The organism is Enterococcus sp. AZ126 (assembly GCF_051714545.1).
GTDB lineage: Bacteria > Bacillota > Bacilli > Lactobacillales > Enterococcaceae > Enterococcus_L.
Genome location: NZ_JBIOSB010000001.1, coordinates 1980765 through 2000660 on the forward strand (window position 1 = coordinate 1980765; position 19896 = coordinate 2000660).

Below are 19896 nucleotides of genomic sequence, written 5' to 3' on the forward strand. Positions count from 1 at the left end.
TAGTGATCAAAAACTAGAATGGGATTCAGAATCTATGTTTTTATCCTCATTCTAGTTTTTGTACTGCTATTATTTTTTGTTTCTAAAAAACTCTAACGACTCAATGGACTATTTCTACCTTATCATGCCACGAACTCGCTGTTCTTTCTACGACTTCATTTAGTTGTTGAATATGTTCTTTTCCTTCTGTTCGAAGCCAATTACGGCCTGCTTTTTCACCACTTTCAATGAACGGTGCCACGCCATTTTTCCATGTTGCCCGTCCACATAAGACACCATTGAATGTAGAACCCGCTTCTTTCGCAAATTCTAACGTGTCTTGGAACATTTTTGCTGTAACACCAGCGCTTAGAAAAATGAAGGGCAAATGCGTTGCATCACTTTGTTGTTTAAAATATGATAGTGCTTCTTTGCGAGAATAAACAGCCGGTTCCTTCCCAATTCCTTCAACATAATTCATATTTACAGGAACTTCTACTTTTAACACGTCTACTTTATACTCTGGTTTTGAAAATTCTCTCATCATCTTGATGACTTTTTCAGGTTTTATTTTTGCATATTCACTAGAAGATGCATCTGTAATTTGGGCATCGTACGAAACTAATTCTAAATAAAAGGGAATATCCTCAGCGAAACATTCGCTGCCCAAGCGTTCGATAAAAACATGTTTGAGATGATTGATTTCCATTGGTTCATTTGCATCATAATACAATAAAAATTTAATGGCATCGGCACCATTTTCAAGCAAGCGTACGACAGACCAATCTTCTAAAAGATCTGGCAATCGTCCTGGTGTTGAAGCGTCATACCCTGTTTTTTCGTATGCTAGTAATAAACCAGATTTTGGATCTCTAGCCTCAGCTGCAGGTATACCATATTCTGGATCTAATAAAATTGCTGAAGCAAATGGAGTCAATTCTTGAGAGACCATTGTTTTAAAATCAATGATATGCTGCTCAGTCGGTTCGACTCCTAAAGCATGGATCATTTTTTTCAAAGCACCGCGTTGGTCGATCGCCAACGCTTCAATGATGCCATTTTCTGTTGACAAACGATCCATCGCTGCTTTTTTAGTTGCTGTCATTTTTAACATTTATATCTCCTCTTTTTTTTATTTTAGTCCTGATACTCGTAAATTTTGACTCCCTTTACCACACGATTGACAGTACCTGTGGCTGAAGGAGTGTCTGGGGTATTGTCCACATTTAATGCGCTATGGATAGCAATCGTTTGCGCCAATAAAATGTAAGGCAACACCAGATAAGCTTCAGGTAATGCTGTACCTTTGGAATAAGTGAAGCGTCGACCAGAGAAATTAGCAACCGCCTCTGTATCCACTGTCACAATAGCTGCAGCAATAGTATCTGCTTTGATTTCTTCTGCAATATCCAGATCATATTTCCTTGTATAAGGATCATTTGCAACAAAGACGATCACAAGTGTTTTTTCATTGACGAAGGATTTTGGGCCATGTCTAAACCCAACGGATGAATCAAAAATAGTCGCGGTTTTTCCAGCAGTCAGTTCGAGAACTTTTAATTGCGCTTCTCTTGTTAAGCCAGCTAAACTACCTGAGCCAAGATAGGCTATCCGATCAATAGAGCCTGCCAATAGTTCTTCTATTTCAGATTCTCTTGTGATCACTTCTTCTCCCATTTGAATCGCAGTTTGGACAAATAATTCTTTTTCATCTTCACTGCTCGTATCAAAAATCAAGAGAGCACTTAACAGCATACACGTAAAACTACCCGTCATCGCAAATCCTAAATCATTAGATTTTTCAGGCATTAGTAAAAGTAAGTTTCTATTATCCCCTGCCGCTTCAAGAGCAAGTTGACCTTCTTTGGCACAGGTGATCGTAAGTTGATATAGATTTTTTACTAGCTGTTTTGCTAGTTTCACGGTTGCAACCGATTCTGGTGAATTACCGCTACGAGCAAAGGAAACTAAAATTATAGGTTCTTCTGTTTGTAAATAGTCATACGGATTAGAGACGATCGTTGTTGTTGGGATACTCTCAAAAATAAAATGTTCTTTATTCCCTTTATGATTTAAATAGGGCGTGATCGAATCGCCAACATACGCGGAAGTTCCTGCACCAGTAAAAATCACACGAATTTTTTTACCTTTTTCAGCTGCTATGATTGACGCAATAAATTGCTCTATTCTTTGACGCTGATCATTATAATGATCAAATGCTTCTTGCCATAATGTGGGTTGCTGTTTTATTTCTCGGGTCGTGATCGAAGCACCTAGTTTTTCCAATGTTTCTTGGTTTTCTTTGAATAATTCCATGTTGTGTTCTACTCCTATCTATTCATCTTCTTCATCAAATGCATCTGACGTCAATAATTCATTGACTTTAACCGTATGTTCCTTTGCCTCCGATACAAAATCACTTTGACTGCCTAACAAGCTTGCATTAACAAAACTGATAACCATTGGTAAATTCATACCGGCATATAGTTCAAACGAATCCCCGTTCATTAGCTTTTTCGATAATATATTGCAAGGTGTTCCACCTACTAAATCTGAAAAAACGATAAAGTGATCTAATGATCGTGTGATTTCTTCAAATTTAGTTAAAAACTCTTTTTCACCTTCTTCGGCTAGTAAAGGAACAGTATAAATATTGTGTTGTTCCCCCATGATCATCTCCGCACTACCTTTTAGTGCTGTACAAAAGTTTCCATGACTAACTAATATTAAATTGTCCAAACTTAGTACCTCCCAACTATTTTGAAATGACTCCTAAAGCAGATAGCGCAACTGAAATGATCAATACGATAAAAATTGCTCTAGTCGACGTGATATTTTTTTTGCCAAGCAACCAATACACACCACCGACGATTGCAGCTGGTAACAAACGAGGCATGATCATATCCACATTATTTTGAACATTAATCGTTAAATCTCCAATGGATGGTGCCCAAGCAAAATGGACATTGATCATCGTGGCAACCAACGCTCCGACCATAAAAACACCCATAAGTGTTGCTGCATTGGTCATTGCTGTCAGCCTACTTTGCATTGTCGTTACAAGTGAAATTCCTTCTTTATACGCAAATGCCAATTGCTTCCAGCGAAATACCATAATGCCAATTTGTGCGGCCATCCAAATAAATGCACCTATCGGATTACCATTGACCGCCATGTTTGCCGCCAACGCGCCAAAGATGGTTGGTACTAACGCCCCAAAAATCGAATCTCCGATTGCAGCAAAGGGTCCCATCAAACCAACTTTGATCCCAGCAACTGACTCTTTTGCTGAAAACCCTTCTTTTTCTTCAATTGCCAAATCGATCCCTGTAATGATCGTATTTAAAAAGTTACTGGTATTAAAAAATTGTGCATGTGTACGCATCATTTCTTTTAATTCCGGTGTATCATCACCATACATTTTTCTTAATTGAGGTAAAATCGTGTATAAATAGCCCGAACCTTGCATTCTTTCATAGTTCCAGCCTAACTGGAAAGTGAATAAACTTCTTTTATTGATTTGATTAAAGTCCTTTTTCGTTAATTTATAGTTAGATTTCGTCATCTTCGATCTCTCCTTCATTCGTTTCTTGTGAACGATCTTTTACGACAGCAGGTTGTGCGATTGATTTTTTATATTCATTTAAGGCTAACGCAAAACCGATCAGTGCAATCGCAAGCATTGGTAAATTAGTAAATGCTGGAGCAAAATCTTTTGCGACACCGGCAACTGCGCCACCTAGTAATTGAATATTTCCAAATACAGTCGTTAAAAGTGCTGTCAATACAAATCCTAAAATCAAGTAAGCTAAATGTTTTTTTACTGGTAAGTATCTTAATAAAATTGCAAACCCGACAGCAGGTAAAACAGCCCCTGCAACTGATAAACCATCGCCTAACCATTTTAAATCTGTATTCAAATAGCCCACAACATTATCGACAAAACCTCCACCAAAACTAAGAGCAAAAAATACAGGCAACGCTCTTGAAAGGGCCCAAGGGACAGCGCCTAGTAAAAAATTCCGTTCAATCCCTTTATAATTCATTGCTTCAATATTACTATCTATTCTGTGCGCAAAGAATGTATTCGTAAAACGACCAAGAATATCCATTTGAATCATCAAACTAGCTACTGGTACTGCAATCGCAGCAATCGCTTGTTCTGGATTCATCCCTAATCCTACTGAAAAAGCTGTTGCTAACACTGTCCCTGAATTCGCATCGATTCTGGAAGCGCCACCAAATGTTCCTACACCTAAAATAGTCAATTGCATACTTCCGCCAATAATCAATCCTGCCGTTACATCTCCCATAACAAGTCCTGTCACCAACCCAGCAAAAACGGGTTGGCTAAACGCTGAATAAATTTGTAGTTCGTCTAAAATTTGATACCCTGCATAAAGCGTTAATAATAAAATTTGCCACCATTGAATTGCCATTGATATTCCTCCTAAATTTAAAAGTGCAGCGGGCTCGTTCTGGCTCGAATGGAAAATAGGAAAAATCGACTGAGACGCTTTTTGTCTCATTCTATTTTTATCTTTTTCCCGAGAGACTAGCCCGTAGAACTAGACAACATTAAAAGTGCAGCGGGCTCGTTCTGGCTCGAATGGAAAATAGGAAAAATCGACTGAGGCGCTTTTTGCCTCATTCTATTTTTATCTTTTTCCCGAAGAACCAGCTCAAGTGCTATCTTTATTTCAACAATCCCATAAAATCTTCTGATTTATCACTCGGTACCATTTGAGAAACCAATTTCACTCCTGCAGCATCTAATTTTTTAAAAGCTTCTATATCATTTTCCACTACATTGATCGACTTGCTGATTGCTTTTGACTCTTCACTTTGAGACATATTGCCAACGTTTATTTCTTTGATCGGGACACCTAATTCTACTAATTTTAATAACCGATCTGGTTTTTTAGCGATGATCAACAATCGTTGTGAATCATATTTTCCAGCTAAAATATTAGTAGCTGCTTTTTCTATCGGCAAAACACTTAGTTTTACACCAGCAGGCGTCGCTAATTTTAATCCACTTTTTTCAATCGCATTTTCTGAAACCTCATCTTCCACAACCATAATACGACTAATATCGAGCTTCGTTGTCCAAAGATTTGCTACTTGTCCATGAATCAATCTTCCATCAATTCTTACTGCAATGATCCCCATCTTCCTCACTATCCTTCCTGTATTTCCTTATATTTCGGTTGCTTTTCAAATGTAACTTGTGAAGCCCACAATCCTTCTGTTTCAAAGATAACGATTTCATTTCTTCCTTTTTGCAAAACAGACGCTGGAACATACAACGACAATGTCGGACCTTCGTCCCAAAATCTCCCTAAGTTGAATCCATTGATGATCACTACCCCTTTACCAAACTCATGCAACTCAATAAATGTATCTCCTGCCTCTTCAACATCTAATTCATAGCGGTAAAACGCCGGTGTCCCTTCGATCCATTCTTTCTCGTAATCAATACGATCAAGCCTTGAAAAATCAATACTATATTGATCCCAGTCACAAATAAAATGTAAGTCTGACATGACACCCGTTCGAATACCTTTTCGCTGTGTATTTGCCAATAACTTATGTCCGTAATTCACACGTCCCATATTTTCAACTAGAATATCCAGCTGATTTTGTTCTTCCTTCGGGTTGCAACTAATTTTTTCACCAATTTCATCTCGATACTGAGTAGCGATTTTCGTTTGATTCAAGAAGAATTGGATACGATCACTGGCATCGATCACACGATAAAATTCTTCATCTGATCGCTGTGGCTCTTTTGTTCGATACAGTAAATAGCCGTAATTTTGATTTAATTTTTCCATACTTTCAGGATATTTACTATGGTGATGTGTCGCGATTGATTCTACAACCGAAAACAGACTCACCTTTTCTTTTAAAGAAGCTGTAGTTGGCTCTAAATCAATTTTTCTAAGTGGTTCTGATTGTTCTATTTCAGGAAATAGTGTGTGGATTTTTCGTTGCACTGAGAAAAATTTTTCAGTTGGATTTCCTTGTTCATCTAAAAGTGCGTCATAATCATACGACGTGACCTGTGGTAAATCCTTACGTCCCCGTGCTGAGCAGCCATTCATAAATCCAAAATTAGTTCCTCCATGGAACATATATAAGTTGATACTACCTAATTTTAAAACTTCTCCAACAGCTTCTGCTAATTCTTCTGGATCTCTTCTAACGATTTCTTCACCCCAACGATTAAACCAACCATCCCAAAATTCCATACACATCAACGGCCATTTTTTCCCATGAAGTTGGTGTAGGTTCCTTAGTTGAGCAAAATTTTCTTTTGCTTTTGAACCAAAGTTACCAGTACTTACTATATCTTTTTCTAAAAGCATCCCAGCAGTCTGTGCCTGCTCCCAAGCTCCATCCGAGGTAAACAGTGGAACCGTGACATTATTTTTTATCATCAAATCGTAAAGCCCCAACAAATATGCTTTATCCTCACCATACGACCCATATTCGTTTTCCAGCTGCATCATGATCACAGGACCACCTTGATCAATTTGCAGTGGACTGATTTGTTTAAACAGTTTTTCATAATAACGAGCTACTTTTTCAATAAACTTTGGATCCGATGAACGGATCCGCATCTCTTGCTCATTCAACAACCATGCTGGCAATCCGCCAAACTCCCACTCTGCACAAATATAAGGCGATGGACGCAAAATGACGAATAAGCCTAAACTTTGTGCTATACCTGCAAATTTTTGAATATCTAATTGATTTGTAAAATCAACTGTCCCTTCTTGTGGCTCGTGTAAATTCCACGGAATATAGGTTTCAACCGTATTAAACCCTAATGCTTTCAAATTATAAAGCGAATGATACCACTCTTGCGGCCTAATTCTAAAATAATGTATAGCTCCTGACATGATTTTAAACGGCTTTCCATCCAGTAAAAAATCCTCTTTCACTTCAAATGTATGCATTTCAGCCTCTCCTTTAAAACGCTTTCAGTTAATATATCAACATATTAACTTCTTTTCGTAGGATTTGTCAATATATTTATTTTTAAATGTCTAACATGAAAAATCATGGCTATTTTTTAGCATTTAACTTATTATATTAAGTAAGAGAAAAATGGAGGTGTAAAATGAAAATTCCAAAGTATCAACAAATCAAAAATGATTTATTAAATAAAATAAAATCTGGTGAGTTTGAACATGGGGATCGTTTTTATAGCGAAAACGAATTGATCAAATTATACAATGCTAGCTCTATCACAGTGATTAGAGCAATCCAAGAATTAGCATCAGAAGGATATCTGGTCCGTTATCAAGGAAAAGGGACGTATGTTTCTCGCTCTAGAAAAAGAAAATTAGTCGAATTTACCGATATCGAAATTTTTGCAGGTAAAACTGAAACAGTCAAAGTTGTTAGTATTGTAGAAGAAGCTGATCCAAGAATACTCAAAGAACTAAACTTAGACAAAGACCAAACATACAGACGAATCACTCGAGTTCGTAAAGTGGATAACGTCTCGTTTATTTTACATTTCACTTATATGCCGAATCAATTTATTAATCCAGACGTACAAGAATTGAGTTACTATGACTCTATTTATGAGCGTTTTAAAACAGAATTTGGTATTCATATGTATGATGAGCATGCAACAGAAACAAATGAAATTTTATTCCCTGCACCGAAAAAAGTAGCCAAACTTTTAGCTATTTCTGAGACTGAACCAGTCGTTTTCCAGAAAAAAAAGACGACCTTGCAAGATGGAACAATCGCAGAATACGTTGAAAGCTATAAAAAGTGGGACTATTATAAGATTGAATTTTCAACCTATACAATGTAACGATTATCATATGTTAGAAACACACGAAAACAAAGATTCTCATTTCTTTTGTGTGTTTTTTCAATGAAAAAATGAAACCGTTTAATAAAAGAAATTATGTTAATAAAAATAGAAGGAGCTGTTTCAATTGATTCATTTGATTTGTCCAAATCCAGCAATTGATCGAACCCTTTTGGTAAAGAACTTTACTGCTGAACGCCCAAATCGACCTTATAAAGGGCAAGATTTTGCTGGTGGAAAAAGCTTTAACGTCGCTTATGCGATGGATTTTGAAGATGGTTCTGTTCCTTATTGTATTCATACGATTTTAGGCGGAAGAAATGGGGACTATCTAAACGAGCTTGCTTCAAAAAGAAATATTCAGTTAGAAATAACCGAAGTAGAGATCAATACACGTTTTTGTACCATCATTGTAGATACAACAAACACTACAATTTATCCCCTCTATGAAAATAGTTTCGTATTAGATGAACATTTGTTAAACAAATTCACCCGACAATTATTGAATGCCGTTCAGCCAGAAGATACGGTCGTTTTTTCAGGCTCTCTAATGAAGGGCATGCCAAATGATTATATTGCACAGATAAAAGAGCAATTAAAGGGGCAAGACATTCGATTTTTCATCGATACTAGTGGTCAAGCTCTAGTTGAAGCTTATAAAGGAAATCCTGAAGTAATCAAAATCAATGATGAAGAATTAAGTGATTTAGTTCCTGACTACACTTTTGACAGATTACAAGATTATGCTCATTTTCTAAAATCTGAAGCAGCAGCTACTATTCCTTATTTCATTGTCACACTTGGTGAAAAAGGTGTTATTGCAAAATTAAATCAACAAGTTTATCATCTTTGCGTTCCGCCTGTACAAGCTAAAAATCCAATTGCCTGCGGTGATTTCTTTTTAGGTGGATTGGTCAAATATTTAACGTTAGGACAACTAGATGCTGTTGATGTCTTAAAAAAAGCAGTCAGCTATTCGACCGCTAATGTGCTGAACTGGTTTCCTGAAATGAAACAAGCCGATATCGAGCGAATCGAACAAGAAATAATCATCACCCCCTTATAAAAGAATAAATAAACGAATTCCTCTTGACCTGATACGCGTTTCATACTTTATAGTGAAAAAAAGACTGGAGGAATCGTTTATGATAAATGGGATGCTTGAATTGACTGATGATTTAGGACTTGATTATTACTTTGTTTCTTTAGCAACTGAACATGGAATACTTGTCATTCGCAGCTTGAATAACTATTGCAAACCAATCAATAAAACTGTAAAATTGGCTGAAATAAAAAGATTGACGTTTGGAGAAGAAGACACACTTGATTTTATTTGCTTTGATTATAAGGAAGAACATTATCACTTTCTTGATTATGGGAATCATCTGATGCCTTTTTTAAGTCATATACTTCGACCTTTGGACGTTAGTTATTAGGTGTGAAAGGAGTCACTTATGGCAAATATTCGTGATATTGCCAAGTTATCAGGCTATTCGGTCACTACTGTTTCTCGTGTTTTGAACAATCATCCTTATGTATCTGAGGAAAAACGAACAAAGATCTTAAAAATCATGCAAGAACTTGATTATATACCCAATGCTAAAGCGCGTGATTTGAGTAGTGGAAAATCAAAACATATTGCCGTCATGATTCCTTATGCCAATCATCCTTATTCTGACAAAATCGTCAGTGGTATTTTGAATGCTGCCTTTAAGGATGGCTATAAAGTAACCTTGCTGCCAACTAATTATGATCCTACTATTGAGATGAATTATTTAAATGCATTAGCAGCAAAAGCTTGGGATGGCATGATCATTACCTCAAAAAAAGTTTCATTTGAGGTGATCGTCCGTTATCTTAAATATGCACCGATCGTTTGTTGTGAAAATACTGGTGATTTTCCTATATCTTGCGTTTCGATCAAACGTGAAGAATCCTATATCGATCTGTTTACCAGTTTGAAAAAACAAGGGTATCATAACATTGGCTTAACCGTCGGACGAACTGAAAAAGAAAGTGCTAGCACAGGATTGGTTTTACAAGCCTACAATTCCATCATCGGCTTATCAGATCCATCTATGATTGTTAGAAACTGCCGTACATACGAAGATGGTATTCAAGCTGGCATTCATTTTGCAACGTTAAAGAATCTTGAAGTGATCGTGACCAATGGCGATGATGTAGCTGCTGGTATTTTGCAGCATATTTCTTTAGCGCAGGTCAGTGTGATTGGGGAAGAAAATTTACTCTCTAGTAGACTGCTCAATTTTTCTACCATTGATCATCATATCGATCAGTGCGGTGAAGCAGCTTTCCAGCTTTTATGGGAAAAAGAAAGTAGAACTGTGTCTATCCCTTATACATTTATTGAACGAAGATAAGTTTATCAAGCTTTGTCACTATTCTTTTCTCTTAAATCAAAAGGGACTGTATTCTACAACTGTTGATACGTTGTAGAGTACAGTCCTCTTTCGCTTATCTCTTATGATAAGTCAATGCTTGTTCAATACAAAAAACCAATTCATTGATGGGTAATTCTTTTTCAGGATCAAGTACAATTGCCCGATTTTTAGAAAACTCGAAAACATCATGAAATAATGCTCTAAATTCCTCCACCAATGTTGTTTGACATTGAAAGAAGAGGGCAATTTTTTCATCCCCAAAACGATCGATACGAATGGGACTACCAGATTTGCTGCTTTTTGTTGCATAGGATGGCTGATTCCACTTTAAACTTTCTTCCAACTCACCAACAATCGTCAAACTCGCTGCAGTATCAAAAATTAATTTTCGAAGTGCAAGTAATGGTTTTCGGTAACGTTCAGGATACTGTTCAAAAACTGTCACTACCTCATCTGCCATTTCTTTCATTATATCCCTCTTTTTATTTTATAGAGATCCATCATTCTTAGTGATCAGCTACACATTTATTTGGTAACTATAAAGTAACATAGAAATGCTGACATCTTTGAGTCATCATTTACTCTTTTAAAGGAAATCACATATCAGCTGAGGTGAAAACATCCGATACATCATCATCTTCTTCTAATTTATCAATCAAAATTTGCAGTTGCTCTTGTTGATCTTCATTTAGCTCTACTAATGTTTGCGGCACCATCGTCAATTCAGCTTGTGCCAATGTATAGCCGTCTTTTTCTAAGGTATCTCTAACTGTAGTAAAATCTTCTGGTGCTGTATAAATTTCAAATACTTCTGCCGATGTTTCCAAATCTTCTGCGCCTGCTTCCAGTATATTTTCAAACATCGTCTCTTCATCAACAGAAAGATTTGAGCGCTCGATCGCAATGTATCCTTTACGATCGAACATATAGCTAACAGAACCTGTTTCGCCTAAAGAACCGCCATTTCTAGTAAAAGCAACTCGGACATTTGTTGCTGTACGGTTACGATTATCTGTCAAAGCATAAACTAAAATCGCAACACCCGCTGGTCCATATCCTTCATACGTAATTTCATCATAATGTTCAGTTTCACCTGCGCTACTGGCTTTTTTAATTGCACGATCGATATTATCATTGGGCATATTCGCCGCTTTTGCTTTGTCCATTACAAGCCTTAACGCCGCATTTGTTGCAGGATCAGTCCCGCCAGATTTAGCTGCTACGTAAATTTCCCTTGATAATTTTTGAAAAATCTTTCCTCGTTTTGCATCTTGCGCATTTTTTCTACCTTGAATATTTTTCCACTTGCTATGACCTGCCATTGATTATTCCTCCTATTCTAAAAGCCGAGAGAGCTTGCTCAGCCTTGACAGGAAAATAGGAAAAAATAACTGAGACGTTCTCTGGCTCATTTATTTTTTATCTTTTTCCCGAAAGGCTAGCTCTTGAAGCTAGATAACACTAACGCTGAATAATCTTACAACGTTTGTTTACCTTCTATTCTACTATGCTTGTAAATAGTTGCAACCTTTACTCTTAATCCATCCATTTGCTATACTAACAATCAGACAGTATTTCATTGAAAAGAGGAAAAATTGTGAGTATATTTTTAAAGAAACTCCAAAAACATCAAGACAAACTCAGCCGGCTAGAAAAGCAAGTTTTAGCTTATATTATTGAACATCCAGAAGAAATTGCTCAAAGTCGTATTGACGAGATCGCTAAAAAAATATATGTTTCGACTGCAACAATCAGCCGAACAAGTAAAGCTTTGGGCTATAGTGGTTTTCAAGAGTTCAAATATACGTTGATCCATCATTTAGAAGAAGAACAGCGACCAGCTTATCAGCCTTCAGCTAATTTCACTCAACTAGCTGAACGTGTCCAAAATGAAATCAGCGAAACCTTACAATTAGTGAATCAAGAATACCTCGACGCAGGTGCAATGCTGCTTGCGAATAGTCAGCGAGTAGAATTTTTTGGTGTAGGCAGCTCTTATTCCTGCTGTTTTGAAGCTGCACGTAAGTTGACTTTTGCTGGTAGAATTGCTAACGCGCGAGAAGACTGGGATGAATTGAGAATCGTTGCCAAACATTTAACAACAACAGATGTTGCGATTCTTGTCAGCTATAGCGGTGAAACGAATCTCCCCTTAGAGTATGTTGCGATTTTAAAAGAAAAAAAAGTACCCATCATCGCAATCGTTGGTTCTGCCAATAGTCCTCTTGAAGAATTAGCTACATTGGTCTTTCATGTCAAAGTTACGAACGGTTATTATGGTGATATCGACATGAGCTCTCGAATTCCGATGCATCTTGTTTTAGAACTGTTGATTCTTCATTACATCGAAACTTATGTAGAAAAATGAAACAGCATACATTTTTTGTAAATCCTTTCTACTTATTTGAAAGCGCTTGTTTTTTGATTTTTCCCCACGTACACTGGAGCTACTATAAAAGAAAATATTTATTTTTCTTATCTAAAGGGGGAATACTACTGTGAAAAAGAAATTTAGTTTTTGGGAATTTTTTCAAGGTATTGGAAAAACATTTATGTTACCTGTAGCCTTGCTCGCTTTTATGGGATTGATTTTAGGCATCGGCAGCTCGTTTTCTAGTCCAACGACAATTGAACTATTGCCATTTTTAGACCAGCCTTGGTTACAAGTGATTTTTCGCTTTATGTCTACCGTTGGCGGATTTGCTTTTACCTACTTGCCATTATTATTTGCAATGGCCATTCCATTAGGCTTGGCCCGTAATGAAAAAGGAGTTGCAGCTTTTTCTGGTTTTGTCGGTTATGTTGTCATGAACTTATCCATTAATTTTTATTTGACTGAGACAGGCAAATTGGCAGATCCAGACCACCTCCGTGAAGCAGGACAAGGAATGGTTTTAGGAATACAATCGATAGAAATGGGCGTTCTCGGCGGTATTATTGTTGGAATCATCGTGTACTTGCTGCATAGTAAATTCTATACGATACAATTACCAGATGCTTTTGCCTTTTTTGGTGGAGCACGGTTTATTCCAATCATCACCACACTTGTCATGGCGATCGTGGGGATTTTAGTCCCAATTATTTGGCCACTATTCGCACTTGGAATCAATAGCGTGGGCTTTATGATTCAAAAAGCAGGAATTTTTGGCCCATTTTTATTTGGCGCAGGTGAGCGTTTGTTATTACCTTTTGGTTTGCATCATATTTTGGTTTCGATGATTCGCTTTACTGAAGCTGGTGGGACACAAATCGTGGATGGTCAAAGTATATCTGGTGCCTTAAATATCTTTTATGCACAACTTCAAAGTGGTTCACCCATCAGTCCGGCTGCAACAGCCTTCTTGTCACAAGGAAAAATGCCAACGTTTATGTTTGGTCTCCCAGCTGCAGCTTTAGCAATGTATCAAACAGCATTGCCTCAAAATCGGCATAAAATTAAGGGTTTATTGATTTCTGGAGTCATTGCTACTTTTGTCACAGGTATTACAGAACCAATCGAATTTTTATTCTTATTTATTGCCCCTGTATTATACGGATTTCATGTGATCATGACAGGAGTGGGCTTTATGATCATGGCGCTGCTTCAAGTTGTGATTGGCAATACAGATGGTGGTGTATTAGACTTTTTAATTTTTGGTGTCTTACAAGGAACGTATACAAAGTGGTTCTTCGTTTTGATCGTTGGTGCCATCTGGTTTGCGTTATATTATGTTGTATTCAAATTTGCGATTCAAAAATTCAACTTAAAAACCCCTGGTCGAGAACTCGTCACTGAAAACGTTTCTGAAACAGAACGAACGTATAAGAAAAAAGGAAACTATAATGGCCCACTGATTCTTGATGCTTTAGGTGGGACTACAAATATCGTTTCGCTGGATAATTGTATCACACGACTACGTTTAGTTGTAGACGATATGAGCGTTGTAGATGAACAAGAACTGAAAAACCAAGGTGCTATCGGCGTTATTAAATTAGATTCAACTAATCTTCAGGTTATTATTGGAACTCAGGTCGCGACTGTAAAAAATGAACTAGAAAGTTTAATGGAATAGGACGTAAACAGATGAAAGATAAAATTGATTTTGATAAAGTTATAGACCGAAAAGGCACTTTTTGCACACAATGGGATTATATCGCTGACCGCTTTGGTGAAGCTGATTTACTTCCCTTTACTGTCTCTGATACTGATTTTGCTGTCCCTGACGAGATTTTAGAGACTCTTCAACATCGTTTGAGTCACCCGGTTTTCGGCTATACCCGCTGGAATCATAATACCTTTAAAGAAAGTATTCAACAGTGGTATCGCAAACGTTTTGATTATAAACTGAATAGTGATTGGATCGTTTATAGTCCTTCCGTCATCTATTCGATTTCTAAACTAATTGAATTGAAGTCGACAATCGGCGATCAGATTATTGTTCAAACCCCTGCTTACGATGCTTTTTTTAAACTGATCGATGCACAAAATCGAACGTTGATAGAAACAAAACTTCTCTACCAAAATAACCAATATACTATAGATTTTAACGACTTAGAGCTAAAACTAAAACATCCAGACTGCCGAATTTTTTTATTGTGTAGTCCCCATAACCCGACTGGCCGTGTTTGGACGCAAGACGAATTGACACAACTCCTCTATCTTTGTGACAAACATAAGGTCTTTCTAATTTCAGATGAAATTCATATGGATATTTTGCGAAATACTGAGCAGCATTCTCCTATTTTTAAGTACGCAGTAAATCCAAACAATGTTGCTTTATGTACCTCAGCAAGCAAAACATTCAATACTCCTGGTCTAGTGGCTTCTTATCTGATGATTCCAGATATTGCTTTGCGGGAACGTTTTTTGACACTACTAAAAAACCGCGATGGCCTTTCATCTACCAGTATTTTGGGAATGGTAAGTACAATCACAGCTTACACTCAATGTGACTATTGGCTAGATCAGTTGAATCATTATCTAGATCAAAATGTCCAGTTGACAGAAGACTTCCTCCAAGAACATTTACCTGAACTAACCGTTGTGTCCGCCCAAGCCACGTACTTACTTTGGATCGATTGTTCTAACTTGTCTTTTTCAATGGAGGAAATTCAAAACGCTCTTGTAACACATGGAAAAGTCGCTATTATGAGTGGAGCGACCTATGGTGAAGCAGGTGCCTCATTCCTACGTTTAAATATTGGCTGCTCCAAAGAAAAATTACTTGAAGGGTTACAACGGCTTAAAAAAAGTATTGTATACTTAAAAACAATATAAAAAAGCAAGGTAAATCAACATTTTTCAACAGTTGCCTTACCTTGCTTTTTTATTTAATCAATCATTTCAAAACGAACCTCAACACCACGTAATACAAACAGTCCACCGTCTTTAAATGGCACCGTACATTCTTCTTGAGTTCCACTTAATAGTTGAATATTAATGCATTCTGTATCTGGAAAAATACGATAAGCTAGCATCCCCAAGCTAGGAATCGTTGCAGTATCTCTAGTCTTGCTTTTATTAATAGCGATAATCTCCATAATCAATCACTCCTCGTCTTATTATAGAATGAATTCTTTTAAATTCCACTATGTTCTACATAAGAGTTTTTTCATTTGACGATAATAATGGTATTTTATCTTCTAGTACCTCTTATCCATCAATTTTTTTTCAGCTCCTAATAATATAAAAAAAGCAAGACTCCGCTCAACAAAGTCTTACTTCCGTTATTTTTTCCTCATTTTTTTAATACCAATCACAAGTAAACACAAAACAATTGCCGTCAGAGCTCCGATAGAATCTAACATCACATCCTGAAATAGTGGTGTCCGTCCTCCTGTCAGCATTTGATGGTATTCATCTAAACCAGCGTATCCCGTAGCCGTAAGCCACGTCACAATACCAATCAAAAGCGGTTGTTTGATTTTCATATTCAATCCAATGAACCAACTACCGCCTAACAAAAAATACGTCCCAAAATGAGCGCCCTTACGAATGAAGAACTCTACAAATTTTGAATATCCTCTCGCTTGAATACTTATTTCACTACCAGCATAGTTAAATGAAATTCCTTTTAACTGTTCTTTAAATGGATGATTGCTGAATAGCTTATCCATTAGGCCCACTTGAGATTGCTGTTCATAGGTTTGAGAAGAACTATAAAATAAAATAGCCATGATCAAAAAAGCTAGAAATATATATGAATTACTATTTTTTAACTGTTTTTTCAATTTGTCACCTCGTTTCAGATACTATTATTATAATTGTTTTTTTTAATAAAATAAACAAGCACTCAATCTTTTTTTCTTATGATATACTAGAAGAAATAGATTTAAGAAAGAAGGAATCAGATATGACGTATTCACTTGTTTGGGATTTAGATAGTATTTTTCCTGGGGGCAGCCACTCCGTACAATTGGAACAAAGATTAACAGAATTGAAAGAGCAAAGTCATACCTATCACCAATTGATCGAACAATGGACACCAGGAAATGATGCTGACTATCAAGAATTACAACAAATTTTAGCTTTACAGGGAAAAATTTCTGATGGTTTTTCTCAATGTAACAGCTTTATCACAGCTCTATCATCCGCTGACACAAAAGATAAAAAAGCTAAAATCTTATCTGGTGATTTGTTTTCATTATTACCTGCAATTCAACTAGCAGAAACAATTTTTACAAAAAAATTGACAGAAATTTCTGATGAACATTGGGAAATCTTGACAACTTTACCTGTCTTTGAAAATATTGCATTTCGTTTAAATGAAATTCGCCGTGATGGTAAGCAACTCTTATCCGAGCAGGAAGAAAACATTATCAACACATTATCTTTAGATGGGCTTAATGCTTGGAGTAGCCATTATGATACGATTGTGGCTAGCATTTCGATTCCATTTAAAGAAGGAGATCAGACACTATCACTTTCAGCTGGACAAGCTTTCAATCGGATGATGAGTGATCCTAACACAGATGTTCGTGCAAAGCTATTCAAAGAATGGGAAAAAGCTTGGAATGAAAAAGCCCCATTACTAGCAGATACGTTGAATCATTTGGATGGCTTCCGTTTGAGTGAATACAAATTGCATGGTGTCACAGATTTCTTAGAAAAACCACTAAACTATAACCGCATGCAAAAAGAAACTCTAGACGTGATGTGGGCAACGATTCAAAAAAATAAAAAACCTTTTATCGATTTCTTGACTCGTAAAGCGCAATTATTTGGAAAAGAAAAAATGGATTGGCAAGACCAAGATGCTCCGATTATTTTAGGAGATTTAGAAGAAAAAGCATATAGTTTTGACGAGGCAGCCGAGTTTATTCTGAAAAATTTCGAAAAATTCAGTCCTAAAATGGCAACATTCGCGAAAGGTGCTTTTGAAAAAAGTTGGATCGAGGCAGAAGATCGCCCAGGTAAACGCCCAGGCGGCTATTGCACAGAACTTCCTGAAACCAAAGAATCAAGAATTTTCATGACATTTGGAAATTCAATCAACGAAGTCGCAACATTGGCTCATGAATTGGGTCATGCATTCCATAGCAGCGTGATGTGGGATCTTCCTGCACTTGATCGGGAATACGCAATGAACGTCGCAGAAACGGCTAGTACATTCGCAGAATTGATTGTTGCAGATGCAACGCTTAAAGAAGCGAAGTCACCTGAAGAAAAAATCAATTTATTAGACACCAAGATGCAAAATGCAATTGCAATGTTTATGAATATCCACTCTCGTTTTATTTTTGAAAATAGCTTTTATGAAGCGCGCCAAAAAGGATTGCTTAGTGAAGATGAAATAACAGAATTGATGCTTGACGCTCAAAAAGAAAGTTATCAAGATAGTTTAGGAACTTATCATCCTCATTTTTGGGCAAGTAAATTGCATTTCTTTATTGACGATGTGCCGTTTTATAATTTCCCGTACACATTCGGCTATTTGTTCAGTATGGGAATTTACGCTTATGCTAATAAACAAGGCAGTGATTTTGAAGATCAATATATTGCCTTACTTCGAGATACTGCATCTATGACTTCAGAAGACTTGGCTAAAAAACATCTTAATATCGATTTAACCAAACCTGATTTCTGGCAAGCAGGGATCGATCAAGTGATCAAAGATGTGAATGAGTTTATGGAACTAACGGAAGAGTATATTAAATAGTATTAAGAAGCTTCAACGCATTTTTCGTTGAAGCTTCTTTTTAAATTGCATGCAAAAAAAGAATCAGACAATCGTCTGATTCTTAAATTATTAAGATAAACTTGATTACATACGTACAGCAAAACTCGGTGTAAATGAGCCAACATTGCTGTATTCAACGCCTGTACTTTCGTTACCAGCGTGAATATAACCACCGCCACCTGTAGCAATCGCTACGTGGTAAGAAGCACCTGGGCTACCCCAGAAGTATAAATCTCCAGCTTGCGCTTCTCCTACAGAGATGCGTGTACCAGCACTTTCTTGAGCGACTGTATAGCCACCGACATTACGGCCAGATGATTGCATGAATGAGTAGTAGACTAAGCCAGAACAGTCAAAACTATTTGGTCCCTTAGCACCCCAAACATATGGTTTACCAACTTGTGCTGCTGCAATAGCAATCGCAGAACCGCCAGTTGGTTCTGGTGGTGTTGGTGTTGGTGTTTTATCTTCTTCCTTTGGAGTTGGAGATGGTGTAACTCCTCCGTCGCCATTATTAACAGGAGGTGTTACAACTCCTGAATTATTATTTTCTGTTGAACTACCTGTTGTTGATTCTTCAGTAGATGAAGCAGTTGTACTTGGTGCTGTTGCTTTAGCCGCTGCAGCTTCTTCAGCAGCTTTTTTAGCATTCGCTGCTACTACTTTTTCTTGTTCAGCAATACGTGCTTGTTCTGCGATTGCTGCTTCTTTTTCTTGTACTAGTCCAGCTTTTTGATCTTCTGCAGTTGCTCTTTCAGCAGCTAATGTTGTTTGTAATACATTCAAATCTGCTTCTGCTTTAACAAGATCGCCTTTTTGAGCTTCAAGTTCTACTTGGTTGTCTTGTAGTTCTTGTAATTTTTCTTCATTTTCAGTTTTCTTTGTTTCAACTGTTTTTTTGTCTTCTTGTTGTTGTTTTACTAAACTATTATTTGCTTTAACAATAGTAGACATTGCTGTTATACGAGTAATAGCATCAGAAACTGATTTTGAGTTCAACAATGTATCCATGTAGCTAGTGCTGTTCCCATTCACTTGTACATCACGTGCTTGATTTTTGATAGCAACTTCGCGTTTGTCGATACGTTTTGTTAATTGCGTAATTTCTTTTTCTAAGTTAGTAGATGTTTTTCTTAATTTGTTTTGTTGTGCTAGCAATGTTCCTGCTTTTTCGTTAATAGAAGCTACTTGATCTTGTACTGCAGCCACTTGGCTTTGAGCGTCAGCTTCTTGAGATTTCAATCCTGAAATTTTTTGGTCTTTTTGTTGAATTTTAGAGTCCACTTCGTCTGCTAATGTGATTGCTGGAAAAGCTACAGATGTAAGGGCTAATGAGCAAGTCATTAGTAATGGTAATATACTTTTTTTCAAAATTCATTCCTCCGACTTTTACTATTAATAAATTCATTGTTTGAGTAATTTTCATTCTTATTATTGATAACGAAACCATTGTAGCATAATCACATGTCATACATATAAAAATAATGTTACAGGAGTATTTCATTTTTGAAAGTTGAATATG

The 19896-nt window shown here is 36.8% G+C and carries 20 protein-coding genes; 8 read left to right on the forward strand and 12 right to left on the reverse strand.

What is annotated here, in order from left to right:
- Positions 1-100: 100 nt before the first annotated feature.
- The 7 genes from lacD to IGI43_RS09455 form a co-directional block, all read right to left on the reverse strand.
- Positions 101-1093: a tagatose-bisphosphate aldolase gene (gene lacD / locus IGI43_RS09425; RefSeq protein WP_438757542.1), complete on the reverse strand. Its 993-nt coding sequence runs from the start codon at positions 1091-1093 to the stop codon at positions 101-103.
- 23 nt (positions 1094-1116) lie between these two features.
- Positions 1117-2295 carry an SIS domain-containing protein gene (locus IGI43_RS09430; RefSeq protein WP_438757543.1) on the reverse strand — a complete coding sequence of 393 codons (1179 nt, stop codon included), beginning with the start codon at positions 2293-2295 and terminating at the stop codon, positions 1117-1119.
- Between the two features lie 18 nt (positions 2296-2313).
- On the reverse strand, positions 2314-2718 hold the full coding sequence (locus IGI43_RS09435; protein ID WP_438757544.1) for a PTS sugar transporter subunit IIA: 405 nt from the start codon (positions 2716-2718) through the stop codon (positions 2314-2316).
- 16 nt (positions 2719-2734) lie between these two features.
- Positions 2735-3544 (reverse strand): PTS system mannose/fructose/sorbose family transporter subunit IID, encoded by an 810-nt coding sequence (locus IGI43_RS09440; protein WP_438757545.1) that lies wholly within the window; start codon positions 3542-3544, stop codon positions 2735-2737.
- A complete protein-coding gene (locus IGI43_RS09445; protein ID WP_438757546.1) occupies positions 3531-4418 on the reverse strand; it encodes a PTS mannose/fructose/sorbose/N-acetylgalactosamine transporter subunit IIC in 888 nt (295 codons plus the stop codon). The genes IGI43_RS09440 and IGI43_RS09445 overlap by 14 nt, the downstream gene beginning before the upstream one ends.
- A gap of 256 nt (positions 4419-4674) precedes the next feature.
- Positions 4675-5151 (reverse strand): PTS system mannose/fructose/N-acetylgalactosamine-transporter subunit IIB, encoded by a 477-nt coding sequence (locus tag IGI43_RS09450; protein WP_438757547.1) that lies wholly within the window; start codon positions 5149-5151, stop codon positions 4675-4677.
- Between the two features lie 8 nt (positions 5152-5159).
- Entirely contained in the window at positions 5160-6941 is a 1782-nt protein-coding gene (locus tag IGI43_RS09455) for a glycoside hydrolase family 35 protein (RefSeq protein WP_438757548.1), read from the reverse strand.
- 164 nt (positions 6942-7105) lie between these two features.
- On the opposite strand from IGI43_RS09455, the gene IGI43_RS09460 reads away from it, so the two are divergent.
- The 4 genes from IGI43_RS09460 to IGI43_RS09475 all read left to right on the forward strand — a co-directional run bounded on the left by IGI43_RS09460 (position 7106) and on the right by IGI43_RS09475 (position 10194).
- Complete coding sequence (locus IGI43_RS09460; protein ID WP_438757549.1) at positions 7106-7813, forward strand: GntR family transcriptional regulator; 708 nt, start codon at positions 7106-7108, stop codon at positions 7811-7813.
- A gap of 127 nt (positions 7814-7940) precedes the next feature.
- Positions 7941-8879, forward strand: coding sequence for a 1-phosphofructokinase family hexose kinase (locus IGI43_RS09465; protein WP_438757550.1), 939 nt, complete (start codon positions 7941-7943; stop codon positions 8877-8879).
- A 79-nt stretch (positions 8880-8958) separates the two neighbouring features.
- Positions 8959-9249 carry a hypothetical protein gene (locus tag IGI43_RS09470; RefSeq protein ID WP_438757551.1) on the forward strand — a complete coding sequence of 97 codons (291 nt, stop codon included), beginning with the start codon at positions 8959-8961 and terminating at the stop codon, positions 9247-9249.
- Between the two features lie 18 nt (positions 9250-9267).
- Positions 9268-10194, forward strand: a complete 927-nt coding sequence (locus IGI43_RS09475; protein WP_438757552.1) for a LacI family DNA-binding transcriptional regulator — start codon at positions 9268-9270, stop codon at positions 10192-10194.
- Between the two features lie 94 nt (positions 10195-10288).
- Here IGI43_RS09475 and IGI43_RS09480 read toward each other — a convergent pair whose 3' ends face one another.
- Positions 10289-10684, reverse strand: coding sequence for a DUF1801 domain-containing protein (locus IGI43_RS09480; RefSeq protein ID WP_438757553.1), 396 nt, complete (start codon positions 10682-10684; stop codon positions 10289-10291).
- Positions 10685-10811: 127 nt separating this feature from the next.
- Positions 10812-11537: a YebC/PmpR family DNA-binding transcriptional regulator gene (locus IGI43_RS09485; protein ID WP_438757554.1), complete on the reverse strand. Its 726-nt coding sequence runs from the start codon at positions 11535-11537 to the stop codon at positions 10812-10814.
- Between the two features lie 275 nt (positions 11538-11812).
- Here IGI43_RS09485 and IGI43_RS09490 point away from each other — a divergent pair, with 275 nt between their 5' ends.
- The 3 genes from IGI43_RS09490 to IGI43_RS09500 all read left to right on the forward strand — a co-directional run bounded on the left by IGI43_RS09490 (position 11813) and on the right by IGI43_RS09500 (position 15472).
- On the forward strand, positions 11813-12583 hold the full coding sequence (locus tag IGI43_RS09490; RefSeq protein WP_438757555.1) for a MurR/RpiR family transcriptional regulator: 771 nt from the start codon (positions 11813-11815) through the stop codon (positions 12581-12583).
- 184 nt (positions 12584-12767) lie between these two features.
- Positions 12768-14267, forward strand: a complete 1500-nt coding sequence (malX, locus tag IGI43_RS09495) for a maltose/glucose-specific PTS transporter subunit IIBC (protein ID WP_438758839.1) — start codon at positions 12768-12770, stop codon at positions 14265-14267.
- A gap of 11 nt (positions 14268-14278) precedes the next feature.
- On the forward strand, positions 14279-15472 hold the full coding sequence (locus IGI43_RS09500) for a MalY/PatB family protein (RefSeq protein WP_438757556.1): 1194 nt from the start codon (positions 14279-14281) through the stop codon (positions 15470-15472).
- A 53-nt stretch (positions 15473-15525) separates the two neighbouring features.
- Here IGI43_RS09500 and IGI43_RS09505 read toward each other — a convergent pair whose 3' ends face one another.
- Together IGI43_RS09505 and IGI43_RS09510 are read right to left on the reverse strand one after the other, a co-directional pair.
- Positions 15526-15735, reverse strand: a complete 210-nt coding sequence (locus IGI43_RS09505) for a hypothetical protein (protein ID WP_438757557.1) — start codon at positions 15733-15735, stop codon at positions 15526-15528.
- A 186-nt stretch (positions 15736-15921) separates the two neighbouring features.
- Positions 15922-16425: a VanZ family protein gene (locus IGI43_RS09510; RefSeq protein ID WP_438757558.1), complete on the reverse strand. Its 504-nt coding sequence runs from the start codon at positions 16423-16425 to the stop codon at positions 15922-15924.
- 122 nt (positions 16426-16547) lie between these two features.
- Between IGI43_RS09510 and IGI43_RS09515 the strand changes: the two genes are divergently transcribed.
- Positions 16548-18353, forward strand: coding sequence for a M3 family oligoendopeptidase (locus IGI43_RS09515; protein WP_438757559.1), 1806 nt, complete (start codon positions 16548-16550; stop codon positions 18351-18353).
- Between the two features lie 105 nt (positions 18354-18458).
- Here the strand turns inward: IGI43_RS09515 and IGI43_RS09520 are convergent, their stop codons facing one another.
- Positions 18459-19745 carry a coiled-coil domain-containing protein gene (locus IGI43_RS09520; protein WP_438757560.1) on the reverse strand — a complete coding sequence of 429 codons (1287 nt, stop codon included), beginning with the start codon at positions 19743-19745 and terminating at the stop codon, positions 18459-18461.
- Positions 19746-19896 lie beyond the last annotated feature (151 nt).

What these genes read in the sequence shown, in the direction of transcription:
- lacD (WP_438757542.1), bottom strand. Translation starts at nt 1,093, where the DNA reads ATGTTAAAAATGACAGCAACTAAAAAAGCAGCGATGGATCGTTTGTCA.
- IGI43_RS09430 (WP_438757543.1), bottom strand. Translation starts at nt 2,295, where the DNA reads ATGGAATTATTCAAAGAAAACCAAGAAACATTGGAAAAACTAGGTGCT.
- IGI43_RS09440 (WP_438757545.1), bottom strand. Translation starts at nt 3,544, where the DNA reads ATGACGAAATCTAACTATAAATTAACGAAAAAGGACTTTAATCAAATC.
- IGI43_RS09445 (WP_438757546.1), bottom strand. Translation starts at nt 4,418, where the DNA reads ATGGCAATTCAATGGTGGCAAATTTTATTATTAACGCTTTATGCAGGG.
- IGI43_RS09450 (WP_438757547.1), bottom strand. Translation starts at nt 5,151, where the DNA reads ATGGGGATCATTGCAGTAAGAATTGATGGAAGATTGATTCATGGACAA.
- IGI43_RS09455 (WP_438757548.1), bottom strand. Translation starts at nt 6,941, where the DNA reads ATGCATACATTTGAAGTGAAAGAGGATTTTTTACTGGATGGAAAGCCG.
- IGI43_RS09460 (WP_438757549.1), top strand. Translation starts at nt 7,106, where the DNA reads ATGAAAATTCCAAAGTATCAACAAATCAAAAATGATTTATTAAATAAA.
- IGI43_RS09470 (WP_438757551.1), top strand. Translation starts at nt 8,959, where the DNA reads ATGATAAATGGGATGCTTGAATTGACTGATGATTTAGGACTTGATTAT.
- IGI43_RS09475 (WP_438757552.1), top strand. Translation starts at nt 9,268, where the DNA reads ATGGCAAATATTCGTGATATTGCCAAGTTATCAGGCTATTCGGTCACT.
- IGI43_RS09480 (WP_438757553.1), bottom strand. Translation starts at nt 10,684, where the DNA reads ATGAAAGAAATGGCAGATGAGGTAGTGACAGTTTTTGAACAGTATCCT.
- IGI43_RS09485 (WP_438757554.1), bottom strand. Translation starts at nt 11,537, where the DNA reads ATGGCAGGTCATAGCAAGTGGAAAAATATTCAAGGTAGAAAAAATGCG.
- malX (WP_438758839.1), top strand. Translation starts at nt 12,768, where the DNA reads ATGTTACCTGTAGCCTTGCTCGCTTTTATGGGATTGATTTTAGGCATC.
- IGI43_RS09500 (WP_438757556.1), top strand. Translation starts at nt 14,279, where the DNA reads ATGAAAGATAAAATTGATTTTGATAAAGTTATAGACCGAAAAGGCACT.
- IGI43_RS09505 (WP_438757557.1), bottom strand. Translation starts at nt 15,735, where the DNA reads ATGGAGATTATCGCTATTAATAAAAGCAAGACTAGAGATACTGCAACG.
- IGI43_RS09515 (WP_438757559.1), top strand. Translation starts at nt 16,548, where the DNA reads ATGACGTATTCACTTGTTTGGGATTTAGATAGTATTTTTCCTGGGGGC.